The following is an 18,805-nucleotide window of genomic DNA, read 5'->3' on the forward strand; positions in this document are numbered from 1 at the left end:
ACCCAACAATAAATAGCTTGTTTGTTAAATCTTTGTTTTTATTACAATTTGATTAGTTGGTGCTTTTAGCTATAACTATTTTTCATGATTAATTTTAGTATTTTACGCCATGTCTGACAATTCACATTCGTTTGCAGCGCTTAAATCAAGGCGTTTATTAACGGCGACAAAGCCGTTTAATGCTAGAGGTAAATTACAAACTCGTTGCGAAAGTTGTTCATTAGCAACTTATTTATGCGCGTGTCAGTGGCGACTGCGTTTACCACTAGACTTTGATTTTGTCGTGTTATTGCATCGTAACGAAATTTTAAAGCCGACTAATACTGGGCGCCTGATTTCCGATCTTTTTTATGACAATACAGTTTGTTTTGAATGGTCGCGCACTGAACCTGATCCGCAGTTACTACAGCTGTTGCAGGATCCAACTCGACATGTGATGATTTTATATCCAGAAGAGCAAAACAATGACCGTACTGTTTTTACTGATTTAACTTTGGTCAGGCAGCAATATAGCGATAAGCGTTTAACCATTGTTGTATTAGATGGCACATGGAAACAAGCACGAAGAATGATGACATTAAGCCATTGGTTAAAATGTGTACCTGTGCTTAGTTTGCAATTAAATCAGTTAGGGCAATATGGTTTACGTAAACCGTTAATTGAAGGGCAACTGGCAACGGCTGAAGCTGCGGCTTGTGTAGCTTGTGAAGCGGGTCAAGTCGAGCAGGGACAAGCTTTGAGTGATATGTTTGCGGTATTTACGCAACATTATTTAGCGGCACGCGCCTGTAAACAGCCTGAAATTGGAGAACCACACCACAGATTAGGGGTGATGAAACAGCTTATTGCGCAAACTAAGCGTTAAGCGGCTATCATTTTATTTGTTTCGAAGATAGGCTAAATCAGGTTCTACGATTCAGTACTTTATTAAGTAATTTTGAATCGTTTTAGGTATGCAATAAATATAAATAAATAGATAACGATAAGAGCTAGCATATTAGATGAGTTTACCCCGAGTCGTTGGCGAACTGCTTGAACAGTTAACCCCCAAATTAGGTCACCCCAAGTTTAATCTACTGCTAAAGCAAGTGTCGCAAGAGCTCAGTGATTCAGACCGTTTCTTGTTGAAAATGGAGCTGAGTCGCCTTGCTAAACCTTGCTTGCGGCCCATCGATTTACGGGACAAAAGCCCTGAACCTTGTCAATTGGTATCCATCGCTAAGGTAAATCACTACTTACCATCTAGCGCAGCAGAACAGCTCAAAGCATTAATTCAATCTTATCAAGGCGTTTATAATTTTGCTGCGTACGAAAGCATCATGCGCCAATTCAAACTAAAACCCCAAACCGTATTTGAAAGCAAAGCGCAACAAACAGAAGTAGAACAAACGCTAGCTTTACCTATTATATTTGGTCGGCGTATTACTCGACGTGACGAGCGTATGCATTATGTTACTGACTTAGGGTTTCATACTCGAGCAGGGGCATTTAAAGCCAAAACGCGAGATATTTCTGCAAGTGGTTTGCAAATAAAATTACCCAAAACGGCCATTTTAGAAACTAATGGTTTAATAGAAGTGAACTTTTTGGAGTTTGCTAAACAATATCAGCGTGATTTCGCGTTTAAGTTAACTTATAAAGTTTGTTGGCAACGCCAAGAAAAAGGCGAAAACTTTGCAGGACTAGCGGTTGATAACGAAAAACAAAATCCAGCGCTAATTGAATTTTTAACTAAGTTTGTCAAAGGTTATCGCCGTAAATATCGATTGGATGCATGTAATACGTTAGATGCTGCTCGCAATAAATTGTTTGAGCAGTTTTATTTTTATGGCAGTCAAGCTTTACCCATGTTGCTTAATGTGCAAGGCATGCAAGTGGAGGTTAACTATTTATGTGCGCAAAAAGCTAATCAAGCTATAAGGCAATATTGGTTGAATGAGCAAAGGCACTCGCAACTGAGTGAAGTATTAACGGCTGAGCGCTTATTACAAGCTACGGATAACGTTGGCCAAGTTAAGACTTTGTATTTATATAGCTTTACTCATGACCAAAACCAGCAACACCACTTTTTTACCTCTACACCTGAAGAGTTAGCTGAAGCCAAGATGACCGATCTGTTTTATCACTTCGGCGCAACAAAACCCAGTTGGCGAGTCTTCAAATTACAATTCGCTGAATTGGAACATGCTAAAGCTTGGAACCCCGTAGCTATTCCAGAAGAAGCTGGGCGAGAAATACAAAAGCGCAATCGGCCATTAAGCACAACATTACAGAATAAGTTATTTGAGTCGAATTACTATGCGTTGTTGATTGACGTAACTAACGAGCTGGCTAAACCCAGCTATCATGCACGACCTTTTGATAAAAGTTTACTCAATCAACTTAATCAATTTCATGTAAAGCGTGAAATAGACAACCCAGCGCAAGAAGTTGAATTTTCTTTGTTAGGGCAGCGTAAGGAGCCAAGGTACAACTACAGAACTGTGGTTGAAGTAGATACAGGACAGCAGTTTATTAGTGGTTTAACTAAAAATATCTCGGCCAATGGATTACAAATTGAGTTTGAAGAAAGCGCCAAGCTAGATGCGGGTCAAGTCATTTATCTGGATTTTCCTGAGCTGCAATTAACCACCTGTGACTATAAATTAACTCATCTTCCTTATATTGTGGTGGCTACCAATAAAGCGAAAACCGTGTTTAATTTTAAAGCGAAACCGGGTAAGCATCAGGGCCGTAAATTTTTCACTAAGCTTAGTCAGCGTAAAGAAGCTCTCAATCAAGGTAATGATAAACGCATTATCGGTTTGGAAGATGCTCTGCATAATTTATTTATCTATAGTACTTCGCAGTGTTGTGCTTACATTAGTCAAGTCGACGACGATAGCCAATGCTTTTTAGCTTGTGCGCCGGTAGCGACTCGATTGAACGCATTAATTGACCGTTGCCGAGAACTTAATTCGCAATTAATTGAGTTAGCATTACTCGATAAGTTCGCCAGTTTTTATCCTGCGGATGAGCAAACTGATTTTGCAGAGATGGTCATTGCTGTTAATGCTAATAAAATTGAGTTTTTAGGTTGGTTGTCTGAAATGACAAGTGAAAGTGATCGTAAAAATGCGCTAACTGATTGGTTGAAAGACAAGGTCATTTGGGTGCTGAGAGTTGACGTGGCTATAGCGTGCCCAGCCGATTTTCGACATATTGAATTAGAAAACAGTTACCTCAGTACTTATCAGCCTGCAGCGCAAAAAATGCTTGAGAAATTAGCAAAAGGGGTACGTTTAACATTACAAGTTACTGACATTTCTCAAGAGGTGTGTTTGCGATACAACAAGCCGTTAGAGCAATTTAAAAGTTTAATTGAAAAGCAAAATAATATTGTGTTTGATGTATTAAATTAGTAATTGGAGGGCTATTTGGTGCTTGGCTAAATAGCTCACCATTCAAGGGTTTATTTGCCAAAGTGGAGGTTAGTTAGTTTGACGTTTTTGCATTTGTTGGTTGATTAACTTAACGGGAAAGCCAAAGCGGCTCATGACTTCTTGGCTAATATCAATTAAGTCGACAACACCTGCGACACTCCACAATTCTTCCTCTAAAACTTTAGCTTTATGAATGGCATATTGGCTAACATAAGCCAGTTCTTTTGCTATAAAGTCTGTGTCAGGCCGACCCGTGCGAGACGTGTAAATCCTCAGCGCGAAAAACAGTACATTGGGTTGTAATGATTTTTGCACAAATATTTTTTGCGCGGCTTCGTTTCTAAAATCATCAACCAACTGAACTTCAAATTTATCACTTAAGCTAGGTGCATCTTTACGGTATTTAATATAAACATCTTGCTGAATAGGACGTGAATGGCGTTGCATTTTACGCAAGGTGGCAACAAACAAAGTGTTAAGGTAATTATTACACAGCAGTGGATACAGGTTGTAGGTATCGCCACTGTCTTCATCATTAAGAATATCTAACAAAGGATTGGGTACATTGGCAAAGCCTAAAGTATCAACCGTGTGTTTAATACCATTTTTATGAATATAAATGGCCGTATTTAATGTGCGCTGCGCAATAATATTACGTAATGCTTCAGCTAATCCTGGAAGCCCAGCTCCCGCTTGTGCTGCGGCTTTTAGCTTGGCTCGGTTTTTTTCAATTAGTTCGTTCATAAAGGATTTACCTTGATGAACAATACCGCGTTCTTCATAAACGCGTAAGTTAACAATGGTTTTTTCTTTATTAAAGCTAACGACTTCGTAAGGTAGGCCTTTGAGCTTATAGCGACTGGTGATTTTTTGTAAGTCAGGCATTGTTAGCTCAAGAATTTCTTCCTTACTGACTTCTATCGGATTTTCAAACTCTAACTGCATTCCTTTCGTTGAGAAGTCACGGGTGACCGCGGCTTGCGAGAATTGATTACCGGTTGCTTCAATTGTCGTGCGATAAATAAACCGAGTTTCTGATCTAAGATTGACGAATTTAATCATCAGTTCTTCAATATGCGGTGGTGGCGAATTTTTATGATGGGCAAATACTTTTAGTTGCGCCACCTTTGCCATGTCAAACTCTATTTTATTGTATGTTTCGCGCGCAATTTCACTACTAATGTCGGTGATAAATGCGACGTGTTGAATGGGTTCTAAGTACTGCATAACACGCGCTGAAGGAGGCTTATTTAGTTTTTGGGCCTCGCGGCTTGCTGAGTCAGGTAAGGTTAGTGGTAAATTGGCTAATTCTTTATGGCAGTCGATTAAGGCTATTTTATATATGAACCAAACACTTTTGGCAGACCCAAAACCAAGAAAAACATTACGTAACTCGGGTTTTAAATTGAGCTCTTCATCAGTTGCTGAATAAAAGTAAACGCGACCTTTAGCTACATGGGTAAAGCCGTAAATAATGGTTTCTTTGACGCGGCCTGGTTTACGCATGAGTGCCGCCATACGTTTAGGTCCAAATAAATAACCTAACCGTGGTTTGTTGTTTTCGTCTATCCATTGGCGGATTATACCGCGGTTGTTGTCATTAGTGAGTGTCGCGACGGGCTCTAATGCGCCATCTTCACGTGGTTTTAAAAATACTGGTAATGAAGTGACTCGCGGTAAATAAAATTGCTCGTATCCTTTAGTGACTACGGCTTCAATGGTGTTATCTAAGTTGAGTTTGTAGCGCCGTTTATTACCATTTATAAAGCGATTCAAAAATGCGTCAAAGGTTGGGGTGTCAATATTGTTAGTGCGTTTACAGCGTGCATATAGATTCCCGCCTTTGTTATCCAAACCAACGACTTCATATTCAACTGGTTTTTTTAACCCGAGTTCGTATTCTTCTTCTAGGCCTTTATATTCAATGCCAATGGTCTGACCGGGCATGACTTTGTAACTACTGGGTAGTTTAATTTTACAGCCACTAACGGATAAATCAGTGGTGGATGCGGCAATTTTTCCCGCCAGTGGGATCTCGACATTGATTGGCATGGCGTAAATCATACGCTCTTCTAGTCTGAATCCGCGCTCGCCAAACATAACAGGTTTAGCTTGATACTTAGTGAGTTCAGACGAATCAATATTTGATTCAGGAGCTGAAGATTTTAGGCGTTCTTTATTTTGCCTGTGGTGCATCACACGATAATTGTTATCGGCATTCATGATGTCTTCGTAAGTACCTTGTGCATAACTGCCGTAGGTTTTTAAACCTCGATTAAATATGCGAATGGCGACATCATCTAAGTAGTGTGTTGTACCACCATGCGTGAAATCACGCACGTTACCATCAACATGGCCTCTTAAATCGATGCGGCGACTACAAGGTGCGGCTAATCGATTAAGCTCCATTTTGATCAAGAATTTCTTGGGTTTAGGAATATTACCTGCAATGGTATCCATCATCTGGTCAAAGTCGGGCTGACCATAAATAGGCTTAAGTTTATCAATTACATCTTTGTATTCAGCAATTGCAGGATCTGGCTTCATAAAGTGTTCAGATAATTATACTACAGTTAGTTAAGGCTAAAATTTACGCAAGTCTTTGTTGGAAAACACAATTAATCAACAAAGTGACGATAACAATTAATTAAATCTAAAGACTAAATTATAATCCTCTATCAAAGAGTTATCGTGTTTTTTGGCAAAAAATTTAGCTAAATTTATGTTTTAGCTGTGACAAAACCACAAGTCAGTCAAAAAATTGACTAAAAACACTGTTTTTGGTTAAAAAACAAGCTGGTTTGCGGTTGTACAACCTGCTATCACGTTAAATGCGATAACATTTTAGTTAATATCAAGTATTAGTATCAAATATTAGGCCAACATGGCTAAGACGGATTAATTTAATATGGCAAAAGCGAAAACAGCTTGGGTTTGCTCTGAGTGTGGCGCGGAGTTTGCGAAGTGGCAAGGTCAGTGTTCAGATTGTAAAGCGTGGAACTCGGTTACTGAGTTTAAAATTGCAGCCAGTAGTAAAGCCTCTTCTGCGCGATTAGGTGGCTATGCCGGCGCTACAGAGGCAAAAATTGAAACCTTAGAGTCGATTGAATTAACCGAGCTGCCTCGATTTAGTACAGGGCTAGTTGAGTTTGACCGTGTACTAGGCGGCGGAATAGTACCGGGGTCGGCAGTATTAATAGGCGGTTCGCCAGGTGCGGGTAAAAGTACCTTGTTATTGCAGACCATGGTTCGCCTTGCTGAAACCATGAGCACACTTTACGTTACTGGGGAAGAGTCACTACAGCAAGTTGCCATGCGAGCGGATCGTTTGGGTTTAGCCAAGGATAAGTTAAAACTGCTGTCTGAAACCAATGTCGAAACCATTTGCCATATGGCGCAGCAAGTTACACCACAAATTATGGTTATCGACTCGATTCAGGTTATGCACATGCCTGAGATATCATCGGCACCCGGCAGTGTGTCGCAGGTGAGGGAGTCTGCTGCGTTTTTAACCCGTTACGCTAAGCAAAATAATGTCGCTATTTTTATGGTTGGCCATGTCACTAAAGATGGCACCTTAGCCGGACCCAAAGTACTAGAGCATTGTATTGATTGTTCTATTATGTTGGATGGCTCAGCCGATAGTCGTTATCGCACTTTGCGCGGCAACAAAAACCGTTTTGGCGCAGTGAATGAGCTTGGTGTGTTTGCGATGACGGAAAAAGGTTTACGCGAGGTAAAAAATCCAAGCGCTATCTTTTTATCGCAAGCGGATAACCCTTCACCTGGTAGTATTGTTATGGTGATTTGGGAAGGGACTCGACCATTAATGGTGGAGGTGCAAGCGTTAGCTGACACTTCACAACTGGCTAATCCTCGTCGTGTGACCGTGGGTCTTGAACAAAACCGCTTAGCCATGTTACTGGCTGTAGTACACAGACATTGTGGCGTACAAATGGGGGATCAAGACGTGTTTATTAATGTGGTTGGCGGGGTGAAAATTACCGAAACTTCGGCTGATTTAGCGTTATTGCTCGCTTTGTACTCAAGCTTTCGTAACAACACTTTGCCACAAGATCTTGTCTCTTTTGGCGAAGTTGGCTTATCTGGCGAAATTCGTCCTGTCCCCAATGGTATTGAACGTTTAAAAGAAGCAGCTAAGCATGGGTTTAAAAAGGCGATAGTCCCTAAAAATAATATTCCCAAAGGCGGCATTGAGGGTATGGAGTTAATTGCTGTTTCAACTTTAAATGAAGCGTTAGAAGCTATTTAAGTCGTTAAAATTTTAGCTTTGCTACTAAGCTTGGAGCAGCCGGAACTGCTGTTTTATCTTTCACTGAACGGTATTCTGACACAGCACTTATGTTTATTAAGTGCGTGCATTTTAAGCGATTTCCACCATTTTGGTGCGTTGCATTATTTTGGTTGTCTATGTGGATCCACCTTGGTGCAATTGTTCTGTTTATAGTTGATAACCACAGAGATACCTTGAGCTAGACACTTTCTGGTTTGTTGGTTGTTAATTAAGCAAAAATAACGAGTTGACTAGAATTGGTAAACACATGACTTTAAATGTTTGTGGTTTTTACCGACCATTTCACTGAAGTTAGCGTATTTTGTACATTGTTCGCTAAAATATAAAATCGGCAAGAATGTTGCAGTGACTAAAGTTCAATAAATTTATTTGCATGTTTTTGGGGAGGAACTATGCATTTAAAAAGTCACTCTATGCAGTTGTCTGCAAAGGAGCGCCGTTGGCTACCTTGGTTTGGCAAAAACGGTAAGCTTGCACTGGGTTGGTCATGTTTTGTTAACCGCTCTATGTATCCGGCAGTTGAACAAACGTTTGAAGGTATAGCCGCTACGCGGGTAAAGCTTTTACAGAATTGGACCGACAATCAATGGCAACATTTAATTTCTGCGGTTAATAATATTAACTTGCAAGATCTCAATGCTTGTACAGGGTTATTGCAAGAAAAGCTCAAAACCGCAGCAGATTTTTCTGAATTATTCATTCTTGATCCGCAAGGTAAAGTGCTGACATCGACTTATACAAAACGCATTAATCGACGTCATCACGAACAAAAAGCGATAGACCAAGCATTAAACGGTCAGTTTTTACATGGCCCTTATATTGATCCTGATACCTTAACTATTGGCCGCTCAAGTTCTAAGTTTCACGACGAAGTCACATTGATGTTTTATCAACCTATCGTGATTGGTAACGAGACTTTGGGGTTACTGTGCGGCAGGGTACCTAATGATGTATTGGGTGATTTAATCCAACGAGAAGCTGGCCATGTTTATCGCGAATCAGGTGATAATTATTTGTTTATGGTCAATTCGCAGTTTGACCCGAGTATCAAACCGGGAATTGCTTTGTCGCGTTCGCGCTTTGAAGATAATACCTTTAGCCACGGGGAAAATTTAAAAGAAGGTATTCATACCGATTACGGCGTGGTTAAAGTCGCGAAACATACTGAGTTTGAGGTGCGTTTTACTGATCCCGCGACAGGTGAGTTACACCCAGGGGTACGAGAAACTATTCAAAACGGTCAAAATGTATTTGTTACCTATCCCGCATATTCTGATTATCGGCATATACCGGTTATAGGTAAAGGCGTGACTTTTAAGTTGCATGGCTCTTTAGATACTTGGGGCATGATGTGCGAAGGTGATTTGGAAGAAGTTTACCGTCGTCGTTCGATTAACTTTGGCTTACTCAAAACCTATTTTGCCATGACAGCGTGTGTAGTTGGCTTGAATATTGGTTTAAATCAGTTTACTGATTTGTCTATGCTGACCAGCAATGTTTTAACTGGGCTAGGTGTACTTGCCAGTGGGCTTTGCTTTTCGATTTTTAGTACTAATAAACTGTCAAACCGTTTAAATGATATGACTTCGGTGATACGCACCATTGCCGAAGGTGAAGGGAATCTTACTCAAAGGTTAGAGCAGTCACGCATCAAGCAAGATGAAACGGGTGACATGAGTCGTTGGATCAACAGTTTTATCGATAATTTAGACAGTGTCGTCGGGCAAGTCATTAATGCATCGGATGATGTGCGTAAAACCAATGACACCATGCTGCATAAAAACGCAGAGGCATTTTCTAGCTCGAATCAAGTGCATGAATCTATGCTACATATGCAGAGCCTGATCCAGAAGCAACGGGAAGTCATATTAGAGGCATCACATACCGCACAAAACATGAAGCAATCTATGGCTAATGTGGTAGAAAAAGCCAAATCTGATTATGAAGACGCCAGAGCAGGAACCCAAGCTATTCGTGATATCGTTGATAATACGGCTTCAAGTGTACAGTCTATTGATTCCAGAATGGGAGAGATTGGCAATATAATTGACGTCATCACTGAAATTACCAATCAAACTAATTTACTTGCGTTAAATGCAGCGATAGAAGCGGCACGTGCCGGTGAACATGGTCGTGGTTTTTCTGTGGTGGCTGATGAGGTGCGAGGTTTAGCGGGTAGAACAGCAGATGCCGCAAAAGATATTCAAACTATGATCCAAGGCTTGCAACAAGAAACCTTGCAAGCGGTAAGTTTTATGGAGTCGGGCGTTAAAGACGTTGATCAAAGTTTAAAATTGACTGAAGCCGCTTCAGGAGAAAATAGTGAGTTACACGCAATAGTTGAAAAAATGTTTGAGACTATTAGCGTAATAGAGCAAAATAGCGCACGTAATGGCGAAACAGCTCAGAGGGTAACACAAGTGACAGAAGCCATGGCGACGTCAATTCAACAATTAACCTCTAGCTCAGAACAAGTTAACACGACAGCTAACCGTCTACAGCAGTTGATGGGGACCTTTCAAGTCAGTGCTCGCTAACAATTACGCTAATTATTTTTTTACTATATGGTTAACAAAATAATTAGCACAAAGAATTCAGTATTCAGTCAAGAACGCTTACCAACGGCGGCCTAGCAAGTACCGAATGAATATTGATGTTGCGGCATGTATTCCTACGCATGCGGCCGACAAGTAGCTCCAGACTCTGGGGGGAGAAACGGGCTACTTGTCATTTACCATCCTTCATTTCATTACGCATTATTTCATCTCGCAATTTATCCATTACTCGCAATTATAGCGATTGGTTTGCCATTAGAGCGATTCAACCTGAAAAACAACAAGCGATAAACCCCTAATAATATTATAATTGTAATATTAAGTGGTTTACTGGTTGTGAGGGATGTATGCGCCGAGATGAAAATATCCTAACTATTTATGAATTAATCCATACCATCCGTCAGAAAGTGTGTCATGTCACGACGGAACAATCGGTCGAGTTAGTGCAGAAAAAAATAGCTTATTTTGTGCAGTCAAACTTTGCTATTGCAGTGCATGGTTGTGGTGCTAAGCGCCCGCAATACCAAGCAGCTATGAATGTTTGGATACCTGATGCAGCTCAATTAAAAGCCTTTGCCCAAAGTGGTGATATTAGTTTTCAGCACCTGAACAGCTTAGCAAATTATTTTGAGGTGCAGTTTGACCTAACTGATTTTAACCCTGCGCGGTTATTTCGACCTGATTTACCCGCCACTGTGGCCAATGTCGTGGTTGCCAAACAGCATGTTGATAATTTACACATGCTACCCAACCATTATATTTTGCGTTTAGATAATACGCTGCGCTTGTTTGTTAACCAGTATATTGCAAAGCATGGCATGGATGAATTGGTAAAAGAACTTGAGTTGTTTATTCGTTGCCATTATCAATGTGTTGTCGCCAATGTTGAAAGTATCGAGGAGCTGGATGATACGTTGGCTGAAATGACCTTGCAGTCGCTAACTGAGCAGCAATTGAATGATTTTTTAACAGGCAAAGTATTAAGTTATTTTCATGTAAACAACTTGGCTCGTTTTTTTGAGCAGCCTTTTGTTTTTCGTAATATTGAACCCGGTGCTTTGTTCGCACAACAGTATATACCGAGTACGGATCAATTTGAGGCTGAGTCAAATATTGTGCAAATTGAGACTCGTATGCAAAATTGTTCTGATCTCATTTAAATGAGAGTCTTATTTAAATTTCATCGTGCTCAATAGTAAAACTAACCTGAATAGCCGTTGCGCTGGGCAGTGTTTGATTGATATTGAGTATACCTCCGACATAGATATTAATGATCCCATCACTGCCGGTAATTATCTCTTCCGCTATGTCGGCTTGACCAGTAATACTGGTTCCGTAATCATTTTGTAGAATAAACTTCTGTTCAAAGCTCACAGTGTAGACATCATCATCAGCCCGATGTAATCGAATTCTCACTCGGGTATTGGCAGCGGCACTGACTTGATAATGACCACGCTGGGTTGCGCCCAAACATAAGCTAGTGCCAATAACAATATTGCCATTTGTTGGATCCATTTCACAACTGCCAGTCCGAGTCACCACTTGGCCAAATGATAAACTATTGACTTGGGTAACCGTTGCTGCATAACTTTTATAGGGTATTGCAGTAATGACTGCGATTAGACAATAGACAAGGTATTTAGCCTGCCGTTTAATTATCCCCAGTTTAACGAAGGCGTTTAACATAAGCACCTCGTTGTTTGAGTGATGGCTGGGCGTTTAGCAGGGTATTTAAATAAGCTCGCGCTTGCGGTTGTGTAGCAAATTGACCCACGAATATTCGACACCAGCTATTTTGTTGGAGCGTAAATAGTGCAACCTTGGGCTTAAACAAACCGCTATTTTTGAAGCGTGTTAGTGTTTGTTGGCAAATAGTGTTGTCAGTGTAGGCAGCCAGTTGAATACTGTAGTTGGCTTTTTGGGGCTTGTGCTGGGTTGGTTTTTGCTCGCTGCTATTTGGATCTGATGTAGAAGCCGTTAATTGAATAATGTATTGATTGGGTGCGGCCTGTTTAGCGGCTGTTAGCGATGGATATTCACCGCTTACCAGCCGACAGTACCCTTGATGTTGCACACGTTTTAGGCCGTTGACGGTTTGCTTTAGTGTGGCAAATTTTTCATCACACAACGAGTTACTTTTATAAGCGGCATGTTGAATGGCGTATACCGATTTTACTTTGTTGGGTTCTTGGTTAGGATGGCTGTTGGGTTCAGTTAAAGGTGTAACACTAGCTAAAGCGCTTGGTTGTATATTTGTCGCCTTGGTTTTAGATGCCTGCTTAAGGGTATTATCGGCTATAGCGCGACTTGCACTTTTAGGTAAAGCTGCTGGCTGGGTGCTAGTTAGCGATGGTGTTTGAATTGTTTCACTTTTACTTGGACTTGGGCCAGGACTAATACTAGGATTTTGTTGATTGATTCGTTTGCGAATAATAAAACTATTGGGTTCAATTAAATCCTGTTTGCCGTTAATGGTTAGGGCGAAATATTCCGGAAAGGCAAACAAATTACGCTTATTTAAAAATTCAGGGTTAATGCGAATGGTGTATTGTCCCGGCCAAATTTTTTCAAACAGGTAACTATTGTCAAACTCACTATTCACCGTTTGTATAACTTGTTGATCGCGGCGTAGTTCCACAGGGATAAATTGTGGCTGAAAATCTTCATCAGGCAAATCAAATTGAATATCGCCTAATATTTCAATTGCGTAATTAAAGGGTAAATCTAACGCTATGATACCACCTGGGTGGCCATATACTTTAAAGTCAGTAAATATTGGTCGTAAGTGCTGTGCGGCTGTGTCTAGCGTATCAACGTAAACACTGGCTGGCTGATAGGCGCTAATACCCGATAAATAACTGGCGCCATTTTGTTGTGATACTGTTTCTTGCCAGTGTTTTTTGGGACCAAAACGCACACCTTGTAATGGTTGATCAAAACCGTCATAAATTGCATTTTGGTTGTGATCAATAAAATTAAATACATCTAACGTAGTTGAGGCGGGCGAATAGCCGTAACTCATGTTTAGGTTATTTTGGTGGTAGTCCCAGTCTAAATTAAAGGTTAAACCTAAGCCAATTTGCCAGTTATGGTTATTGTCGGCTGCTGCGCTAAAAGTTAGGGCATAAGCATTTTGGCGCCAGCTTAAAAAGTTATTAATGCTGTAAACATCATTGGGTAAAAAACGCAGGTTGGTTTGGTTATTTAATCCCGCGGTTGGCCGCCAATTAATGTTTAAATTGGCCGATTGTAATTTGTCTTGCTCTTCATTTTCTAAATCAAATAATGCTGATGCGCGTAGGTTCAGAGATTTGTTAATACGACTGGATATAGCGAATTCATCGGTTAATGTGGTTTGCTCATCAATTCGGCTGTAATTGAGGGTGTTGGTAAAGTTAAATTTATGCAAGCGCCATGAAAGACGATTACCAAGCCGGTCTTGATGGCTTTTATTTGTTATTTGTGTAGTGGGATCGGTCACCTTAGTCGTCGTGCGGCCGCCATTGAACTGATAGCTTAATTTATCAACGCGACCACTTAAACTAGCAAAGTAACGCGTATCGTTACTGGTATCATTGCTGGCATGTAAGTTTTGGTATTGTTTATTTTGGCTAGCCGTCAATTGATAGCGTAAGCTACTTGAACCTATCCGGCCATATAAATCAACTTCGGTTTTCGTTCCTGAGTTATCTTGCTGCCAATAGTTAATGTCGAGCAAAGCATTGGGTAATTGCTGAGTGACAGATAATATATATTCAGCGTTGGCCGCATCTACTGCTGAGTTATCTTGTTGATAAGCTGAAAAGCCTAATGTGGTATCAGCACTGATGCCAACCTCAGTTTGAATATAAGCGCCAAGCTGGCTGTCTTTATCACTTGAGAAAATACTCGTATCGTTAAATAAACTGTGTTGGGTATCGATTAGCCCGCCTGAATAGTTAAATTCGCCGGGTTTGAGTTGGTTATTGCCAATATTGATCTCGCGGGTGATGGTTTGTTCTTCGCCAAACTCGCCATATAAAACAATTTCAAAGCGGTTAATACCGTAAGTCGTTTCGACATTATTAAAGATAATACGCCCATCAACATTGGCGGTTCCTGTTTGAATAAGGTAACCGTTATTATAAAGTTCAGCTTGCCAATTGGCTGGCGCGTATTCCTCAATGGTAATTTTACCGTAGTAGTTGTTGTATTTATTGTCCTTACTGGTAAAGCTCAAGCCAACACCACTATAACCTGTACCTGCTCGCGTATTGGCTACCGACACATCGCCAAACTGGTATTGGCTTAGGCCAGCAAAAAGTGGGGTGGTTGGGCTAGATTTGTGGCGAGAAAAGGTAGCGCGGGTTTTTAACTCACCGCCTTTTTCATGATTTAGATTGATATTGGCTGAATGAAATAAAATATCGTTAAAGGTTTGTATATTTAAGCCGTAATCTGTTGTGCTGTTATTGTCACGATTAATATCTAATCGTACTGCGCCTTTTGGCGGTGTAAATAAACGATAGGTATCGTGAATAATTAAACTGGTTTGCGCGGTTTTGTTGTCTAGGTCAAGTTCAGTCAGTTTTTTATTGCCACGGGCAATGCGCTTTTGCAGCGGGAAAGGCTGTTCCCGTGCTAAGGTTATTTTCAACTGGCTAAAGTTAACTTTAGCTTGCGCACCATAAATGCTTGCCAGTTGTTGGCTGTCTAACCATAAATCGTCTTCATCTATATAATAATAGCCACTGAGTTGTTGTAAGGTTAACTGGACCTGACGATCTTGTACTTTACCTGCAATACTTTGGCTTGTGGCATCGAAATGCAAGTTAATTTCTAATGCTTGGCTTAAGCGATTAACCGGCAGTAAAAAAGCTGATTGATACGAGTAAACATCCGTACTTTCAAACAGTTGTAATCCGTCCTGCAGGATAATATCAAACAGTTCAAATTCCGGCTCTTTAGCGAGTGTTGCCCTTGTTGTTGCTGTCGTCGCTGTTTTTGTCGAGAAGGGCTGCGAAAGAGTATTAGCGTTGGCTGTAAACGTCGTTAATGACGTGAATATTAATGTAAGCGTTAGCGGCAAACCGAGGTTAGGCTTGAGTAAACGAAACAGTTGATAGCACAGCGCAAAACTAAGGTTGCTGCCATGTGGTTTGAATATCACCAAACTTTTCATGCTCATTAAATATCAATTTCAGCTTACCTTGTGGCGTGTTGTTTAATGCGATTTTTAACGGCCTGGCTTTGGTTTGTTGATAAACCGAAAAACCTTTAACAAACCCTAATAAATTGTCCGCTTGGTCTTTAACATCAATTCTGCCGTAGAGTGAACGCTGGCCGTGGCGGGCTAATTCAAATTGCACTGAGTAGTGTTGGTCCAAGTGGCTAATTTTGACATTTTCAAAGGTAGCATTAGCGGCTAATTGGCCTTTGCGCACCACAATTGGAATGTTAAATACAAAATTAGGCGATAAGTTCATGCCTTTTTTGACTTTTTGCTGTTGCTTACAGTTTAAGCTTAAGTAAGACACCCATTCACCATCGCGTTGGCTGCGCAATTTGCGAGCAATCACTTTGATCCTTTGCGTTTGTTCAGCGCCAATGAGCACACTGCGAGGTGAGGCTCTTAAAAATGATTTAGCAGAGCTTTTTGGTTGTTGACTTGGGGTTTTAACTAACGACAGTTGGCCGACTTCATTGACATTAAAATCAATGATGGATGTAGTGCATTGTGCCGCGGATTTTCCTTGATTATAAAACTGATAGTCATATTTCGGTTGGCGATCAGTTAGCAAGATCCTATGTTCGGTTAAATGCATTTTAGGTTGCGCCAGCGACATTGTTGGATTAGTCAATACACCGACTAATCCAAACAATATCAAACTGAATAGAGAGCGAACGATAGCCATACTAATAGGTTGCAGTAATGGTAAATTGCTCTGTATATGACGTATTTGGGGTCAAGGTCGTTGAACCTATGGTAATAGTTCCGCCAATGACTAAGTTTAAATTACCCGACGTTGAATCTAATGTGATCGCGGTTGGTGAATCCTGTGGAATCGACGATGCAGTTGAATAAGTCGCAGTATCATCGACTGCGATAACGGTAGGTGAAAAGTCGAAATCTGTACCATCAACCGAGGCAATGGTTAGGTTAATACTTTGCCCAGGCTCACCTGTAACCACATAGATACCAGAAAAATTATTAGATGTTCCTGTCGATACGGATAAGCAACCGGCACCTGAAATACCATCTGTAACATCAGCATCGGCAACCGCACCAGTGTCTGTGCCTGTGGCTAATGTTGGGGTTACGGTACAGGTAGAGTCGGCGGTACCAAATACATTTTGCCCAAAAGACAGTGAACTGACTTGGCTAATACTAATATCTTGCAGGGTGACAAAACCCACATCAAAGTCGATTGCGGCAGCAAAAGCCATGCTGCCATGAGCAAGTGCAGCTGTAATAGCAGCTGAACTTAAGACGGAACGCATTTTCATAGGAACTCCCTATAACAGTTTGTTTTTATAGCTCGTTTTAGCAACTTGGCTAAAACAGGAGCGGGTAAATATATAAATAGGTTTGTACCGTCAAAAAAACGGCAAAACGGTCTATCAAGATGGCAATAATCAATAAACATGCCAAAACGTCGGTGTGGCTTTAATGTGTTGATTTTTATGGGTTTTATTCTTAAGTGTTCTATTGTGGTTGGTTAATCAGCCGCAAAAGTTGACCTCAAGCGGCAAAAGCCGGATAAGGTTTGCCACATTATTTAATGTCAGTTCTGTTTAGTTGATATGTTATTGATTTATATTAATTTTGTTGTTTACTTTTATTGCTAGAGTTTTATAACGGGTTAAGTTGATAAAGGTAATTCAGTGTTTTCTAATTAACCTTTCATTTTTATACTAAACTGTAGTTATTTAGCCTATGTCTGTAACGATTTGGGTAGTCGAAAGGTCGTCCTATTTCCAAAATACTGTGCTGAGTTTATGAATATAAACACGCGCTTGCGATGCCGGAATTGGGTGATGTAGTAAGACTCAGAATTGTTCCATTAAAATAAAATTTGTCCAGCTGTACCGGATACTAATGCTTTAGTCTAATTGCTCGCTCCAGTCTAACAGGCTAAGCACAATAACCATAAAGGGTGACTTCAATGTCGGTATGCAAAGTTTTAGCCGTCTGCGTGGTATGCAGTTTTAGTTTTATAAGTCTAGCATCTAATCAACCATCGCTATATTTCTTGTATGAAAAAGCACTGGATAGCTCGCCAAAATTTCAAGTTTCAAAAATGGAAGAAGCGATAGCCAAATCGGCTCAAGCAGTAACAGACGCTGGTTATTATCCCACAGTGAGTGTTCAAGCGAAAATAGGGCGACAGTATCAGAATGTTATCCGCTCCGAAACGACAGTGTATCCCATTGAAGAAAATGATTATCGGGCGAATAATACGTCACTTAACGTCAATCAAGTGATATACGACGGCGCATTATTTGCTGAATCAAAAGTGGCTGAACTTGACGTAACCAGTGCGCAGTTACAATTGAAGGCGGAACAGCAAGCGCTCGCATACGAAATCGCTGAGGCATATGTTGAATTGCTCAAGTCTTACGATAATTTAGCGTATGTTGGCGCGTTGCAATTGGCGTCAGAAGCTGAACTTAAAAAAGCGGCAAAGCAGCGTGAACGAGGAATAAATAATAGAGTTGAGTTTACTGAAGTTAAAGCGCGCTATGCTGAAACTCAAGCGCAAGTCGCAGACGCAGAGCAGCAAAAAAGAGACGCTGAAGATACCATAGTCATGCTTACTGGCGTAGTAGCTAACGGTATTCAGCCAATTAGCGGGCAATTTAACTATGCCTCCGTTTTACAGGCCGACTTGACCACTTACATTCAAAGCGCATTACAAAGTAACCCTGCAATTCGTAAAGCAATTGTTGATAGGCAAAGTGCAGAGCAAAGTATCGATACTGAATCCGGTCGATACGAACCCAATGTTACCTTTCAAATACAAGCTAATCGTGATGATTCAGGTGGTTCATTGTTTGGCGGAGCCACAAAAATAGACACGGTTTCTGCGTCAGTATTACTTAATGTTCCCATATACTCAGGTGGGGCGGGTAGCGCAAGTATTATGCGAGCAAGCCAAGAATTACAACGCAGTAGCTTTGAATTAGAACAAAAAAAACGCGAAGTGATGCGCGATGTGCGCCGCGCTTATTCGCGGATCCAAACTCAACAGTCGCGCATAGAATCGATGAGTTTATCTGTTGAAGCCTATGCGACAGCATTACAAGCTAAACAAACCGGTAGCCGCTCTGGTGTATTTACCCAAGTCGATGTACTCAATGCCAAGAAAGACCTAAGTTTTGCACAAAAGGATCTTGCTGAAGCTAAATATGACTTAATTCTTAGTTTTTTTGAATTGAAAAAAGCATTGGGAGAATTAAGTGCGGAAGATCTAATACGTATTAATACCTAACCCAGATGTAGCGCTAAGTATAAAAGTGAGAAGGGTAAGTTA

11 protein-coding genes are annotated in these 18,805 nt (G+C 40.7%); 6 read left to right on the plus strand and 5 right to left on the minus strand.

All coding sequences use genetic code 11. The features are described from left to right. The first annotated feature begins 109 nt into the window (after positions 1 to 109). Positions 110 to 865, plus strand: coding sequence for a tRNA-uridine aminocarboxypropyltransferase (locus tag C2869_RS12740; protein ID WP_108603299.1), 756 nt, complete (start codon positions 110 to 112; stop codon positions 863 to 865). Positions 866 to 1,001: 136 nt separating this feature from the next. Next, positions 1,002 to 3,401 carry a PilZ domain-containing protein gene (locus tag C2869_RS12745; RefSeq protein WP_108603300.1) on the plus strand — a complete coding sequence of 800 codons (2,400 nt, stop codon included), beginning with the start codon at positions 1,002 to 1,004 and terminating at the stop codon, positions 3,399 to 3,401. 69 nt (positions 3,402 to 3,470) lie between these two features. Here the strand turns inward: C2869_RS12745 and C2869_RS12750 are convergent, their stop codons facing one another. Then, positions 3,471 to 5,969, minus strand: coding sequence for a PilZ domain-containing protein (locus C2869_RS12750; protein ID WP_108603301.1), 2,499 nt, complete (start codon positions 5,967 to 5,969; stop codon positions 3,471 to 3,473). 361 nt (positions 5,970 to 6,330) lie between these two features. Here C2869_RS12750 and radA point away from each other — a divergent pair, with 361 nt between their 5' ends. The 3 genes from radA (at position 6,331) to C2869_RS12765 (ending at position 11,452) form a co-directional block, all read left to right on the plus strand. Further along, entirely contained in the window at positions 6,331 to 7,695 is a 1,365-nt protein-coding gene (gene radA / locus C2869_RS12755) for a DNA repair protein RadA (protein ID WP_108603302.1), read from the plus strand. Between the two features lie 434 nt (positions 7,696 to 8,129). Continuing rightward, a complete protein-coding gene (locus C2869_RS12760; RefSeq protein ID WP_108603303.1) occupies positions 8,130 to 10,274 on the plus strand; it encodes a methyl-accepting chemotaxis protein in 2,145 nt (714 codons plus the stop codon). Positions 10,275 to 10,639: 365 nt separating this feature from the next. Continuing rightward, entirely contained in the window at positions 10,640 to 11,452 is an 813-nt protein-coding gene (locus tag C2869_RS12765; protein ID WP_108603304.1) for a hypothetical protein, read from the plus strand. Between the two features lie 13 nt (positions 11,453 to 11,465). Here the strand turns inward: C2869_RS12765 and C2869_RS12770 are convergent, their stop codons facing one another. From C2869_RS12770 to C2869_RS12785, 4 genes are read right to left on the minus strand one after another with little or no spacing between them, the layout of a single operon-like run. After that, positions 11,466 to 11,978 (minus strand): DUF4402 domain-containing protein, encoded by a 513-nt coding sequence (locus tag C2869_RS12770; protein ID WP_108603305.1) that lies wholly within the window; start codon positions 11,976 to 11,978, stop codon positions 11,466 to 11,468. Next, the gene (locus tag C2869_RS12775; protein WP_159084159.1) at positions 11,959 to 15,459 is read right to left on the minus strand and encodes a hypothetical protein; all 3,501 of its coding nucleotides are present in this window, start codon (positions 15,457 to 15,459) and stop codon (positions 11,959 to 11,961) included. The genes C2869_RS12770 and C2869_RS12775 overlap by 20 nt, the downstream gene beginning before the upstream one ends. Then, positions 15,410 to 16,186 (minus strand): hypothetical protein, encoded by a 777-nt coding sequence (locus C2869_RS12780; RefSeq protein ID WP_108603307.1) that lies wholly within the window; start codon positions 16,184 to 16,186, stop codon positions 15,410 to 15,412. The genes C2869_RS12775 and C2869_RS12780 overlap by 50 nt, the downstream gene beginning before the upstream one ends. A 1-nt stretch (position 16,187) precedes the next feature. Beyond that, entirely contained in the window at positions 16,188 to 16,778 is a 591-nt protein-coding gene (locus C2869_RS12785) for a hypothetical protein (protein ID WP_108603308.1), read from the minus strand. Positions 16,779 to 17,437: 659 nt separating this feature from the next. Here C2869_RS12785 and C2869_RS12790 point away from each other — a divergent pair. Continuing rightward, complete coding sequence (locus tag C2869_RS12790) at positions 17,438 to 18,763, plus strand: TolC family outer membrane protein (RefSeq protein WP_108603309.1); 1,326 nt, start codon at positions 17,438 to 17,440, stop codon at positions 18,761 to 18,763. Positions 18,764 to 18,805: the final 42 nt, after the last annotated feature.

It is taken from the genome of Saccharobesus litoralis, from assembly GCF_003063625.1.
Lineage (GTDB): Bacteria > Pseudomonadota > Gammaproteobacteria > Enterobacterales > Alteromonadaceae > Saccharobesus > Saccharobesus litoralis.